The organism is Erythrobacter sp. F6033 (assembly GCF_023016005.1).
Lineage (GTDB): Bacteria > Pseudomonadota > Alphaproteobacteria > Sphingomonadales > Sphingomonadaceae > Erythrobacter.
Genome location: NZ_JALKAZ010000001.1, coordinates 181917 through 195591, shown reverse-complemented (window position 1 = coordinate 195591; position 13675 = coordinate 181917). Strand labels below are relative to the sequence as shown.

The window sequence follows — 13675 nt, the reverse complement described above, 5'->3', positions numbered from 1 at the left end:
ATATCGGGCAATTTGTCCCGTATTGAGAAGGGCCGCCAGTTTGGCGGCCTTTTTCGTTTCGGTGCTGTATTCGAATTGTAAGAACGGTAACTTACCGGTCTTACAACCAGAGTTCCGGAGCGAGACAACACACAGCTATGGCGTCGATTGCGGTTTACAGTGTAAAAGGCGGGGTCGGAAAGACGACCTTTGCGGTGAACCTTGCATGGTGCGCGGCGAGTGTTTCGCGGCGTCAGACGCTGCTGTGGGACCTGGACGCTGCGAACGGATCGGGGTTTCTGTTGGGTGTCGACCCGAAGAAGAAACGCACGGCGCAATCGGTGTTTGCCGCTGACCGCAGCCCGACAAAGCTGATCCAGAAAACCGCCTATCCCAACCTTCACCTGCTGCCTGCCGATGAGAGTATCCGCACGCTCGACCGACAATTTGACCGCATCGGGAAGAAGAAACGGCTGTCCAAGCTGACCGATGCGCTGGGCAAGGAATACGACCGGATCATCTTCGATTGTCCCCCCGTTCTCAACGAAATCAGCGCGCAGGTAATGCGTGCGGCGGACATTGTAATCGTTCCGCTTCCACCCTCCCCGCTTTCGGCACGTGCGTTCGATCAGGTGGTCGAAGAAGTGCGCGGCAGCGGGAAAGGGCACCCGCCGATCCTGCCAGTTCTCTCCATGCTCGATATGAGACGGACCCTTCATAAAGAAGCGCGGGCCGCCAATCCGAAATGGCCGGCCGTTCCGCTGGCCAGCGCGGTGGAGCAATGCGCGGTTATGCGTCAGCCCGTGGGGGCATTCGCACCGCGATCGCCCGGCGCGCGCGCCTTTGCGCAAATGTGGACCGCGATCGAACGCAAGCTGGCTTCCAAGAAGAAGTAATAGAGAGCTTTCCTCGCCGCGCAGGCATCGCTTATAGCGTGAGCATCGATACGGGGGACGCATGAGCGATATTACCGAGGGCATTGGCGCAGCGATTGAAGGCGCTCTCACCGGGCGTGCGGTGGAGCCCAATCATGGTGAAGGGGCGGCAGCAGACGAAAGCGGAAGCCGTTCGTGTCTGAACTGCGGCGCGCAGCCGGCAGGTTCGTTCTGCCAAAACTGCGGCCAGAAAACCCACGTCCACCGCACATTGTCCGCTATCGGGCACGATCTGATCCACGGCGTACTTCATCTCGACGGCAAATTCTGGCGCACCATTCCCTTGTTGGTTTTCAAGCCGGGCAAGCTGACCCGCCGTTACATTGAAGGGGAACGTGCCAAATTCGTCAGCCCGATGGCGATGTTCCTTTTCAGCGTTTTTGCGATGTTCGCGGTGTTTCAGGCGCTAGGCATCACGACCCCCACCGATATTGAAGGCGAAGCGAAAGGCCAGTTAGAGCAACTTGCAAAGGACGAGCAGGCGCGTCTGACCACAGAGGCAGAAGCGATCAACGAGCGGCTTGCCAACCCCGAATTGACCGCGGTCGAACGCAGCGAACTCGAGCAAGCACTCAGCGATGTGGAGGATAAGCTCGGTCAAGCCGAAAACGGAGAAGCGATAATCAGCAATTGGCTGGAATCGGGTGGCAGTGACACCCTTGATGAAATTCAGGCCGCGACCAGTGTTCAAATCGAAGAAGCGCGCGGGCGCCTCGCGACGCTACCGCAAGGCTCTGAAGAATATGACGAACTCGCCGCAGAAATCGCCATCCTTGAACGCGGGAGCAATGGATTGCAGACAATCCAAACTGGCCCCGTCCAGAGTTTCACTCTGGACGAAGAAGGCAACGTCAAGGGTACCTTTGAAAAATCAGGTATCCCCTTCATCGACAAATTGCTCGAGAAATGGAGCACAAACCCCAGCCTGATGCTCTACAAGATGCAGAACAATGCCTATAAATTCAGCTGGCTACTCATTCCATTGTCGGTTCCGTTCGTATGGCTGATCTTTGCATGGAAGAGACGTTTCAAGGCATATGATCACGCAATCTTTGTGACGTATTCGTTGGGCTTTATGTCACTGCTGTTCATCGCTGTGTCGATCCTAGGCAGCATTGGGGTGCCAACAGGAATTCTGGTGATCGCGGGCATGCTAATTCCGCCGCTGCACCTCTACAAACAGCTGCGCGGCACTTATGAGATCCGCCGGTTCAGTTCATTCTGGCGGTTGATAGCACTGACATTCTTCATCGCGATTGTGATCGGATTGTTTATGCAGGCATTGCTGTTGCTCGGTGCTTTTTGAGCCAGCTGGCATGCGATTAAGCCGGCGGCAGATACAGAAAAGGGCGCCCGGATTCCATCCGGACGCCCTTTTCAGTTTGGTCTTTAGGGAAGAATTACGCCCCTTGCGGAGCTTCACCACCCTTGGATCCGCCGAAACGCTTACCCGCTTTGGGGATCGCGCTGCCATGGGTTGGCTGAACTTTGATCGGTCCCTTCGGTTCGTCCGGACGATCAATCTTGCCATCTTCCAGCAGCTTGGTGATCTCGTCACCCGTTAGCGTTTCATACTCCAGCATCGCTTGCGCCAGCAGGTGGAGCTTGTCCTCCTGCTCGGTCAGGATGTCTGTCGCGCGCTTCAATCCACCTTCCACCAGATCGCGGATTTCGGCATCGATCAGCTTGTTGGTTTCTGCACCCGCCATCGTCCGCGTGGTTTGACCCATGCCCAGATAGCCTTCCTGTTGGTCTTCATACTGAAGCGGGCCGAGCTTTTCGGACATGCCCCATTTGGTCACCATGTTGCGGGCCAGATCGGTCGCATACTGGATATCGCCAGAGGCGCCGGAGGAGACTTTGTCATGGCCGAAGATGATTTCCTCAGCCACGCGTCCGCCCATCGCAACCGCAAGGTTGGCGTGCATTTTGTCGCGGTGGTACGAGTAATTGTCGCGCTCCGGCAGGCGCATAACCATGCCCAGCGCACGGCCACGCGGGATGATCGTCGCTTTATGGATCGGATCAGACGCGGGCTCGTTTACACTGACAAGAGCGTGACCGGCTTCGTGATAGGCGGTCATTTTCTTCTCGTCATCGGTCATCACCATGGAGCGGCGTTCCGCGCCCATCATGACCTTGTCCTTGGCATCCTCAAATTCCTGCATCGCAACGAGGCGCTTGTTCCGCCGTGCAGCCAGAAGCGCTGCCTCGTTCACGAGGTTGGCAAGGTCTGCACCAGAGAAACCGGGCGTACCGCGCGCAATCGTGCGTGGGTTCACATCAGGTGCCAGCGGCACCTTCTTCATGTGCACACCGAGGATTTTCTCACGGCCATCAATGTCGGGGATCGGCACCACAACCTGACGGTCAAAACGGCCCGGGCGCAGCAGCGCAGGGTCAAGAACGTCGGGGCGGTTGGTTGCGGCAACGATGATAATGCCTTCATTGGCTTCGAAACCATCCATCTCAACCAGCAGCTGGTTGAGTGTCTGCTCGCGTTCGTCGTTCGAGTTGCCAAGCCCGCCGCCACGTGATCGGCCAACTGCGTCAATCTCGTCGATAAAGACGATGCATGGCGCATTCTTCTTGGCCTGTTCAAACATGTCGCGAACACGGCTGGCGCCGACGCCCACGAACATTTCAACAAAATCCGAACCCGAAATGGTGAAAAAGGGCACGCCCGCTTCGCCAGCGATAGCCCGCGCAAGCAGCGTCTTACCAGTACCCGGTGAACCGACCAGCAAAGCGCCTTTCGGGATTTGACCACCAAGTTTGGAGAAACGCTGCGGGTCTTTCAGAAATTCGACAACTTCTTCGAGCTCTTCGCGGGCTTCATCAATACCGGCCACATCGGCAAAGGTCACTTTGCCGGAACGTTCGGTCAGCATCTTGGCTTTGGATTTGCCAAAGCCCATTGCGCCGCCTCCGCCGCCTTTTTGCACCTGACGCAGCGCGAAGAACGCAATGCCGAGGATCAGCAGGAACGGAAGCGAATTGAGAAGGATGTAAAGCAGCATGTTCGGCTGCTCACGCGGTTTCCCGGTAAACTTTACATCGTTTTCCTGAAGCAGCTTCGTGATTTCCGGATCGTTTGGAACTGGTACCGTTTGGAATGTGCTGCCATTCTTGAGTGTGCCAGTGATGATCTCCTCACCCATGGCAACGTCTTGAACCTGACCTTGTTCGACCTGATTGCGGAAGTCAGAATAATTGACCGTTGTTCCGGCAGTCTGGCCCGCATTGTTAAACAGCGAGACAACGAGAAGCAGGGCAAGGAAAATACCGCCCCAGATCATCAATTGCTTCACCCAGGGATTTTGTCCCTCGGGCGGCTGTTGTTGCGGATCGTTCGGGTCACTCATCAGGGGAATCCTTTCTCGATGTCACAATGTAGGGTTCGCCAAGTGAATGACAAGATAATGTGCGTTGCCGAGCGCCATGCTATTTTCCGAACAGAGTGGTGCGGAAAATCGATCAAGAGCTCTGTTTGGCATCCACACCATAGGCTTTGAGGAACACATCAACTGCGCCTTCGATGCGGCGCTCTCTGTCCGCCTTGGCCACTTCGGCGCCAAAGCGGCGTTCAAGGTCACCCATGCCTTTGCACATCGACACGAATTGTTCAGCGGCCAAGTCGGGGCTCTGGACATTAAGCTCACCGCTTTGCGTCGCATGCGAGAGAAGTCCGCCAAAAGCGGCTTTCATGCGCCATGGCCCCGCCTCCAGAAAAGCCTGCCCAAGAGCGGGCTCATTCTCCGTTTCGGCGGCAATGCGCCGTTCGAATTGAACCATTTCCGGCCGGGACAAAAATGCGTCCATCGCTTGCCCGATCACTTTTAGGCGTTCTCTAATCGACCCCTTTGGCATTTCATCGAGTGAGAAATAGCCCCGCATCTTTTCACATTCGAGCTCGACCGCAGCAGCGAACAAGGCGCGCTTATCGCCAAAGTTATTGTAGATCGTGACCTTAGAAACGCCGGCATCACTGGCAATCTGCTCAATCGAACTCGCCGCGAATCCGACGTCAAAAAAGCTCTGCGCAGCCGCCTCGATAATCGCCGTACGTTTGGCGGCATCGGAAGGGCGTCCCAACTTTTTTGCAGGCGTCTGGGAACGCATATCGGGACTGGCAGTTGACAAAATGAACGACTCCGTTCAATTAAACGCGACCGTTCAATAATGATCTGATTTCCACACCGAAGCAACCCCCGCTTCCGACAAAGGTTCCGCCCTGATGCTCTGGATTGCCATCCGAATGCTCACCGGAGATGCGCAGAAGTTTTACGGACTTCTGTTCGGCATAGCGTTTTCGACCCTGCTGATTACGCAGCAGCTCACCATCTTTGTGAACCTGATTGAGCGCGGCGCCAGCGGCGTTTTCAACGCGCCCGAAGCCGAAGTGTGGGTGATGGATCCAGTAAGCCGCACCACCGACGTCAATTATGCAATGCCCTCTACCGCACTTGATGAGGTACGCTCTGTTCCCGGTGTGGAATGGGCAGTGCCACATCTGCGCGCTGTGGCATCTGTCCGCACCGGCACGGGTGATCTTGAAGGGGTCGCGATCATTGGTGTGGACGACGCCACCTTGATCGGCATGCCGGAAAATATGGTCACCGAAACGAAAGGTGTCCTCTCCCAGCCTGACGCCGTCGTCATCGACGATGGCGGCGTTTTCAACCTCTTCGAAAACGGCGAAGACCCGATTGGCCAACGGCTTGAGCTTAATGACCAACGCGCTGTGATCCGAGGCGTGGCGGATTCGATCCCGAGCTTCACCAGTCAGGTCGTGCTCTACACCAAGTATTCGCAGGCGCTGAATTACGTGCCAGGCACGCGCAACCGGCTGACCTTTGTGCTCGCCGGTGTGACCGAAGGCGAAACCGCAGCAGGGGTTGCCGACCGGATCGAAGAACAGACCGGCCTGAAAGCGGAAACGCGCGAGGAATTTGCTCAGGCTGGCGTTGATTTTATCGTCCAGAACACTGGCATTCCGACCAATTTTGGCATCACGGTGGTGCTCGGCTTTGTGGTCGGCGTCGCCATTGTCGGCCTCACATTCAGCCTATTCATACGTGACAACATCAAACAGTTCGGCGCGCTCAAAGCCATCGGTGTGACCAATTCGAAGATCGTCGGCATGGTCAGCGCGCAGGCGGCCTTGGTTGGCGCGGTTGGTTATGCGCTGGGCGTAATCGGCACCGTCACCTTTATCTGGGCCTTTAGCGGAAATCCGTTTTTTAAAGGCTTCTACATCCCCTGGCAAATCCCGCTGATCAGCCTCGCCGCTGTTGTCGTCATCCTCGCCATCACAGGCTGGATCGCTCTGCGCAGCGTGCTGAATACCGAACCAGCGGCGGTGTTCCGGTGAACGCGGAAAGCGCGATCTGCGCACGCGGGATCATCCGCGACTTTCAGGCAGGCCAGTCCATTATCCGCGTGCTCCACGGCATCGATACCGATATCAAAGCGGGCGAGATGACCTATGTCGTGGGCGAAAGCGGCTCTGGCAAAACCACGCTGATTTCGATCATGTGCGGCATCCTATGGCCAACCGAAGGCGAAGTGCAGGTATTCGGCACCGACATTTACGGGCTTTCAGATACAGATTTGGTCAAGTTTCGCCTAAACAATATCGGCTTCATTTTTCAGCAGTACAATCTGATCCCGTCGATTGATGCGGCAGCAAATGCCGCTGTTCCGCTTATCGCCCAAGGCATGTCAATCGAGCCAGCGCGTGAAAAAGCTATCGAACTGCTCGAAAAGCTCAATATCGGTGATCAGGCGAACAAACTCCCGAACCAGCTTTCCGGCGGTCAACAACAGCGCGTCGCGATTGCCCGCGCTCTGGTGCATGAACCGCGTTTGGTTGTGTGTGACGAACCGACCGCTGCGCTTGATGCCAGTTCCGGTCGCCGCGTGATGGACCTGCTCCGCGAAGTCGCAGTTGCGCCAGACCGCGCTTGCATCATCGTGACCCACGACAACCGAATTTTCGATCTCGCCGACCGCATCCTCGTGCTTGAGGATGGCCGCGTCACCCATGACGGCACTGACATGCCGGACGACCACTAAGAAACCCGATACCCGAGGATAACATGGCCCTGCTTCCCCAAAATGTGAGCTTCTCACGGCAAATACTGCCCATCCTTGCGCTGATCGGTATTGTGATCGCAGCGTTCTATATCTTCAGCGATCTGCCCGATCGTTCGACCAGCGAACCGGATCAGCAACCGCCGAAAGCCACTGGCGAACTCGCCGATAGCGCGCGGGTTGCGGGTACTGGCCTGGTCGAGCCGGCCAGCGAGATCATCGATATTGGCTCCGCGCTATCAGGCCTTGTGACCGATCTGCGCGTCCAGCCGGGTGACCGCGTGGAAAAAGGACAACCCCTGTTCCTCGTCGATAGCCGGGCTGCGCGTGCGCGTTTGCAGGAAGCGAACGCTGCGATTGCCGAAGCGCGCGCCGCGATCAACGAAGCGAGAACGGCTCAATCGACGGCGAGTCAGCAGCTTGCGCTGTTCCAAAGTCTGGATGATCCCGCCGCTGTCAGCCGCAGCGAAGTGATCCGGGCAGAAGGCGAAGCAGCGGCCGCAAAAAGCCGCCTCAGCGTCGCCCGCGCCCGTCTCTCTGCTGCTCAAGCCGCCGCCTCCAGTGCGAATACGGAAATCGGCCGTCTCACCGTCCGCGCGCCTATCAGCGGGGAAATCCTCGCCGTGAATATCCGGCCTGGCGAATTCGTTGCAACCCAAGGCGGCGGTGGCGGGCTGCCATTCATCCAAATGGGCGAAACCAACCCGCTGCATGTGCGCATCGATATTGACGAGAACGAAGCTGTGCGTCTGCAGATGGGCGCGGACGCCACCGTCTCGCCGCGCGGTGCCGCCGAACGTCAGGTGAAGGCGAAGTTTGTCCGCGCAGAACCGCAAGTCGTGCCTAAGCGGCAGCTGACCAACAGCGCAGCGGAGCGTGTCGATGTGCGCGTTTTGCAAGTGATCTACGCCTTGCCGGAAAGCGATGATTTCCGCGTCGGACAGCAAGTCGATGCCTTCATACCGGCGGTCGACAACGGTCCCCGTGCGCCGGTCCAAAGCAGCGAAACGGAAGAGAAGGAGTAAGCCCAATGCGCAGACTTCTGACCCTTTCTCTGGTTGTATCGCTGGGCGCGTGTGTTGCAGGCCCACCCCCTGAAATCGCAACGCCGGTGCCGGAATTGCCGCAGGATTTTGCCTATAAGGGCGATGCGGCGACCAACACCTCGGTAGCCGATCTGCTGCCCGCTCAGGATCCGGCGTATCAGACCCTCTCCAGCGCCGCTTTAGCAGAGGGCCCGACCCTCGCCGAAGCCATCGCCCGCGTCGAAGCCGCCCGTGCTGGTGCACGCGGCGCTGGCGCGCAGCGTCTTCCGAATGTCAGCGCAGAAGGATCGGTCACAGGCACTCGCATCAACCCAAACCAGTTCGGTGACGGAGCAGCCGCTGGCGGCTTTATCGATACCGAGCAAGTCTCATACGGCGCAAACCTCGTCACCAGCTGGGACCCGGATCTGTTCGGGCGCCTAAAGGCTCAGGAACGCGCCGCTCTTGCGCGCATCGATAGTGCCAGCGCATCGGCAAGCGCGGTGCGTATTGCACTGCTCGCGGAAATCGCCGGAAGTGTGACAGATTGGCGCGTTCTCGAAGCCCGCGGAGAAGCGATTCAAGGCGATGTCGAAGCGGCGACACAGCTCGCCGGGCTGGCGAAAAAGCGCGAAGATGCCGGGATTGCTCCGGGTTTTGACCGGGTGCGAGCAGAGGCCGCCGCCAGCGCGTCACGTTCACGCTTGGCAGCATTGAACAGCGAACGTGTACGCATTGTAGGTCGGTTGATTACCTTGACCGGACAAAGCGCAGCTGAGGTCAATGCCGCGCTCGCAGAAAAAGGTTCAAGCCTCCGCCAGACAGCAGCACCTGCTTCATTGCCATCTGACCTTCTCACCAACCGCCCTGATGTTCTTGCGGCAGCGAGCGAATTGGCCGCCACGGATGCAGAACTGGCCGCGGCGGCAAGTGCCCGTTTCCCGCGCATCACTCTGTCCGGCGTGATCGGGCTTCTGGCGTTCAATCCGAGCAACCTTTTCGATGAAGACTCGATTGTCGGGACTCTGGCAGCGAACGTCGCCGCGCCATTGCTCGATTTCGGCCGGATCGAAGCCGAAATTGACGGCGCAGCGGCGAATAAGAAAATCGCCTTTGCTGCCTATCGCGGTGCCGTGTTTCAGGCGCTTGGTGATGCTGAGGCTGCTTACGGCCTGATCACGGCAAGCGACGCCGAAGCCGCACTTGCCGTGCAAGAACAAAGCGAATTGGAGCGCGCAGCGAAGCTGGCCGACACGCGCTACCGCGCCGGGCTTTCAAACTTCCTCGAAGTGCTCGAGGCTCGCCGCGCTGCCGATGCCAGCGGCGAACGGGCGGCGGCGGCATTGGGCCGCGCGCAGCGGGCACGCATACTGTTGTGGCAAGCCTTGGGCGGGGACAGCTCCGAAGGTTAACCGAGAAGCCTTTCGAAGAGCCAGAAACTGCCTGTGATCCCTATGGCGTAGGTCGCCACGCGGATCGCCGGTGTTTCGGCGCTAGGCAACATGCGCTTCATTACCGCAAGCACAGCAATCAGCGCGGCGATCACTAGCAACTGCCCCGCTTCGACGCCGACATTGAACGCTACGAGCGCGCTGGCGATTTCTCCTTGCGGCAAGCCGATATCGGCCAGCGCCCCTGCAAAGCCGAAGCCATGCAAAAGACCGAATGCAAAGGCGACAAGCCACGGCATGCGGCGGGTCCAGGTGTGATGGTCCGGCTCACGGATTGCGCGGATCACTTCCACGGCGAGAAAGACGATCGAAAGCGCAATCAGGGCCTCGACCGGGCGGCTGGGCAAGCCGGCATAGCCGAGTGTTGTCGCCACCAGAGTGATCGAATGCGCCACCGTAAACGCCGTTGCCGCCTTCACTACAGACCAGCCACTGCGCACCAGCAACACCAGAGCGATAACAAACAATAGATGGTCCCAACCGAACAGGATGTGCTCCGCGCCGATGATGAAATAATCACGGGCCACCGCCCATCTGTCGGGCTTGGCAGCGATGGTCGCGGTGGGTGTCTCGGCCGTGAGCCTGAAGGTTTGAGTAGGGCGCGACAGCGGTGAAACACGGGCGATGGCGTCTGCATTTCCGATAAGTTCGCTCAGCCCGAAGCTCTCTTCTGCAAGATCGCCGGTGCACGCCAGTTTCGCGCTGCCAAGGAGCGCGAGAGGCGCAGCGCGTTGCACCGCATCGCCTTCCATCGTGCAGCTTGCCGGGACAACGGGCTGCGCGAGCAAAGGCGAAGCGCCGCGTGTGTTGGCGGAAACCGGGATCTTCCATTCGAGCGACCATTGGCCCGCCTCGCGCTCGGTAAGTTCGATGACGGCGGGGCGCAATTCATCAGCGGAAAGCGGAGCAGCGAAAGCCGCGAGCACCGCGATCAGCATTGCCCGCAGCAGGCGGATCACCGGTCAATCTCGATCCGGTATGCCTCGCGCAGCAATTCGAATGCGCGCTCTTTGCGGGTTGCGACTTGCGCGCTGCGCCAGTCGTTTGAGAGTTGCTGCCTCAGACCATCAAAGCCGGTGTCCGTAGAGGCGCGCTCGCGCAGGCGCACAATGTGCCAGCCAAAGCCGGAGCGAAGCGGGCCTTGCCATGCGTCGCCGGTGTCCAGCGCCGCAAGCTTGGCGCCAAATTCCTCGCCGAACTGGGCGCGAATATCGCGCTGCGATGCGTTCTCCATCGAGGCCGGCAGGCTGATCGCTTCGCCCAGCCCCTGCCAATCGGATGCGGTTGCGGCCTGATCTATCGCCGCCTGCGCCGATGCCTGATCGGCAAAATAGAGCTGATCAAAACTCGTATCGAGCGCGGTCTGATAACGCTCTTTGTTCTCGTCCAGAAACGCCTGCAAAGTCGCGTCATCCGGCTCGGCTATCTCTGCCGCCGCGCCTGCCGTCATATCCATCTTGCTCACCAGCCGCCGACGGACAATCGCGTCACCCTGATCCAGCCCAAGCCGCAAAGCTTCGCGGTACAGCACCTCGTCCCGTACAAATTGCTCGATCTGCGCATCCAGCTCTGCATCGGTCGGAGCGCGGCCCATTGTCCGCTCATACTGAAGCGCAAGCTGCGCCTGCGTATCGCGGTCAACATCGATCACCCGCGAAGACGGATCAACCGCGGTCCCTCCGATCCAAGCAAAGAACGCATAGACAAAAGCGCCCGCAATCAGGAAATGGACCAAGGGCTCACGGGTCCAGCGCGGCAGTGTCATTCGATTACCCTCAGGCGCTTGGTTTCAACCATATCGGCGACGTATAGGCGCGTTCCTGAGCGACGGCATCTGCCATCGCATCTTCGCTCAATGTGAAACCGAACCGCACGGCATCGAACAGCGACCAGCGCGGCGTCGGAATTTCGAGCACGCGGACATAGTAGAACGCGCGCTGACCCGCTTGGTAGTCGGGATCGGTCCAGACACTGCGCAATTCCGGTGCACCGATATCGTTGGTGTAGGTTGCATTCTCGCGGTCCACCGTATCCCCAACGGCTGGCACTTTGCCGCCGGAAATAGCGCGGTTTTCCATGTCGCTCCACACGACATCATAGACCTGTTCCTGCATCTCGCCCTCGCTATCCAGATAGCCTTTGACGATCTGCACCCGGTCCAGATTGGCGCCATCAGGGTCTTTGAGCGCGCTGATCATAAAGCGCGGGGCTTCGTCGCCGCTGGTGAGTTCGCCGCCCATCGGCACGCCTTCGGTATAGCCCTTGCGCACCCAATCGCCGTCCCAATCGGCGTCTTCAAATCCGAAGCCGCCAAACACCCGCACGCTCATACGCGGGCCAGTGGTGGCGTAGACTTCGCGGCGCTGGAACGCATCGAAGATTTCCGCCCGCGTGTTCCCGCGCGCCCAAGCCGCGGCATAGCCGCCCGCAAGGTAATTCCAGCCAAAGCGGCCCACGCGGGTGCCGAGGTTTTGAGCCGCCGGAGCGCGTTCGGCGTTGTTGTACTCGTTGCCGGTGTGTTTGCCCCAGAAATTGTCTTCGTCGCCGGTTGCCAGCGAGGTGTGGCTATCGGTCGATCCGATCATGCCGAATGCATAAGGGTTCACGCCCATTTGCTCTTCGAGTGACAGCCCGCGTTTGAGCGCCTCTCGGACATAGGAACCTGCGAGCATATCGTCCGTGGTCTTGGCGGTGAGCGGAAGGTTGCCCAGCTCCCAGCCGGTCACCCCAAACCCGGCCATTTCGTCATTGGGCGAAAGGAATGGATGCGTCTCACTGTCGCCTTTGATCTGGGTGACTTCGACAACGGGTTCCGCCGCCGCACGCTTGGCAGCGTATTCCGCTGTCATCGGCGAGCCGTCCGGCATCGTCATTTCAAACATCAGGCCATTGGACAGGTTTGAATTGTGCGGAATGGCCAGAGCTTTGCCGCCGGTCGATTCCGAATAGGCCGCCATATAGTCCCACAGCTGTTCGGCAGTGGTGCTCAACCCTGGAAACGGAACCACCTGACTGGTCCGGTCGCTGCCATCGCGGAACATCACCACACGGTGCAGGTTGTTTCCGTCAGGCATCAGGGTCCATTCGAAGCCGGCCAGCGCCGTGAATTCGCCCGGCTTGTTATAACGGTCCAAAGTGTCGAGATGCGCGGTCCAGATGTCACGCGTGTTCTCTTTATTGGCCTCGGGATCGCGCATCGCCTCTGGCAAAGTGTTGTTGGCCGCTGCCGTGATCAGCTCGGCAATGGCAAGCTGCGATTGCTCCGGACTTTCATGCATCATGTCATGCCAGCGCAGCAGCGTTTCATCCTGAATCAGAAAACGCGGCGCATCGTAAAGGCGGCGTGTCGCGCCCAGACCATCAGAGTGGTCGGCAATCACAAGAAAATCGAGTGGGCGGGCAAGCTTTGCCTCCGCTCCGGTGGTCGCAGTAACCGTATCACCGCGCGCGAATTGCAAAGCCTCTTCCGGGCCGAGGCGCACGCCAAAACCGAACGCATCGACGGAATTGTCCGTGTGCAGGTGGGTATCACCCCAATATGGACGGTCAGGGAATTCGGCGAGCTCAATCGTGCCCTCGCCATCGCCGCTTTGCGCTTCATCGACCGGCGTCAGGCTATCACAGGCCGACAGGGCCAATGCTGAAATGCCTGCAAGTGCGAAACTCGTCCAATTGCGCATTGTGCGCTCCTCCCTCTCAAATCCCTCCGTCAGACTTTGCGCCCGAAACTTACCGTTCGTCAAGCAGAACGGCGCAGCAGAGCGGACCTTTCGCAGCGGCAAACCACCTCGTCGCGCTGATTGAGCAGCTCATGCGTGAAGGTAACGATACCGGCTTCGGGCCGCGATTTGCTTTCCCGCAGCTCCTTCACCTCGCTGCGCGCACGCATCGTGTCTCCGATAAACACAGGCTTTGGCGTGACGACTTTATCAAAGCCGAGATTGGCGACGAGCGTGCCCAATGTCGTGTCACCCACTGAAAGGCCCACGAGCAGCGAAAATGTGAACGTCGAATTCACAAGGATCCGGCCAAAGCCGCTTTCCTTGGCGGCCTCGACATCCAGATGAAGCGGCTGCGGATTGTGGGTCATGGTGGAGAAGAGGAGATTATCGGTCTCGGTCACAGTGCGGCGGATTTCATGCTCCACGCTGTCGCCGACCTGCCATTCGTCAAAGAATTTGCCTGCCAT

The 13675-nt window shown here is 58.9% G+C and carries 12 protein-coding genes; 6 read left to right on the top strand and 6 right to left on the bottom strand.

Annotated features, from left to right (window positions below; all coding sequences use genetic code 11):
- The first annotated feature begins 137 nt into the window (after positions 1-137).
- Together MWU39_RS00940 and MWU39_RS00935 are read left to right on the top strand one after the other, a co-directional pair.
- Positions 138-875 carry a ParA family protein gene (locus tag MWU39_RS00940; RefSeq protein ID WP_247158106.1) on the top strand — a complete coding sequence of 246 codons (738 nt, stop codon included), beginning with the start codon at positions 138-140 and terminating at the stop codon, positions 873-875.
- 61 nt (positions 876-936) lie between these two features.
- A complete protein-coding gene (locus MWU39_RS00935; RefSeq protein WP_247158105.1) occupies positions 937-2220 on the top strand; it encodes a DUF3667 domain-containing protein in 1284 nt (427 codons plus the stop codon).
- 94 nt (positions 2221-2314) lie between these two features.
- Here MWU39_RS00935 and ftsH read toward each other — a convergent pair whose 3' ends face one another.
- Entirely contained in the window at positions 2315-4279 is a 1965-nt protein-coding gene (gene ftsH, locus MWU39_RS00930; RefSeq protein ID WP_247158104.1) for an ATP-dependent zinc metalloprotease FtsH, read from the bottom strand.
- Between the two features lie 112 nt (positions 4280-4391).
- Complete coding sequence (locus MWU39_RS00925; protein WP_247158103.1) at positions 4392-5057, bottom strand: TetR/AcrR family transcriptional regulator; 666 nt, start codon at positions 5055-5057, stop codon at positions 4392-4394.
- A gap of 94 nt (positions 5058-5151) precedes the next feature.
- On the opposite strand from MWU39_RS00925, the gene MWU39_RS00920 reads away from it, so the two are divergent.
- From MWU39_RS00920 to MWU39_RS00905, 4 genes are read left to right on the top strand one after another with little or no spacing between them, the layout of a single operon-like run.
- Positions 5152-6288, top strand: coding sequence for an ABC transporter permease (locus MWU39_RS00920; RefSeq protein ID WP_247158102.1), 1137 nt, complete (start codon positions 5152-5154; stop codon positions 6286-6288).
- Positions 6285-6992 carry an ABC transporter ATP-binding protein gene (locus tag MWU39_RS00915; RefSeq protein ID WP_247158101.1) on the top strand — a complete coding sequence of 236 codons (708 nt, stop codon included), beginning with the start codon at positions 6285-6287 and terminating at the stop codon, positions 6990-6992. Before MWU39_RS00920 ends, MWU39_RS00915 begins: the two co-directional genes overlap by 4 nt.
- Positions 6993-7015: 23 nt before the next feature.
- Complete coding sequence (locus tag MWU39_RS00910) at positions 7016-8035, top strand: efflux RND transporter periplasmic adaptor subunit (RefSeq protein WP_247158100.1); 1020 nt, start codon at positions 7016-7018, stop codon at positions 8033-8035.
- A gap of 5 nt (positions 8036-8040) precedes the next feature.
- Positions 8041-9447, top strand: coding sequence for an efflux transporter outer membrane subunit (locus tag MWU39_RS00905; protein ID WP_247158099.1), 1407 nt, complete (start codon positions 8041-8043; stop codon positions 9445-9447).
- Here MWU39_RS00905 and MWU39_RS00900 read toward each other — a convergent pair.
- The 4 genes from MWU39_RS00900 to MWU39_RS00885 are packed head-to-tail and all read right to left on the bottom strand — an operon-like array spanning position 9444 to position 13675.
- Positions 9444-10445, bottom strand: a complete 1002-nt coding sequence (locus MWU39_RS00900) for a HupE/UreJ family protein (protein WP_247158098.1) — start codon at positions 10443-10445, stop codon at positions 9444-9446. The two genes, MWU39_RS00905 and MWU39_RS00900, sit on opposite strands and share 4 nt — an antisense overlap.
- On the bottom strand, positions 10442-11251 hold the full coding sequence (locus tag MWU39_RS00895) for a peptidylprolyl isomerase (RefSeq protein ID WP_247158097.1): 810 nt from the start codon (positions 11249-11251) through the stop codon (positions 10442-10444). Before MWU39_RS00895 ends, MWU39_RS00900 begins: the two co-directional genes overlap by 4 nt.
- Before the next feature lie 10 nt (positions 11252-11261).
- The gene (locus MWU39_RS00890; protein ID WP_247158096.1) at positions 11262-13166 is read right to left on the bottom strand and encodes a DUF3604 domain-containing protein; all 1905 of its coding nucleotides are present in this window, start codon (positions 13164-13166) and stop codon (positions 11262-11264) included.
- 59 nt (positions 13167-13225) lie between these two features.
- Positions 13226-13675: a MaoC family dehydratase gene (locus MWU39_RS00885; protein WP_247158095.1), complete on the bottom strand. Its 450-nt coding sequence runs from the start codon at positions 13673-13675 to the stop codon at positions 13226-13228.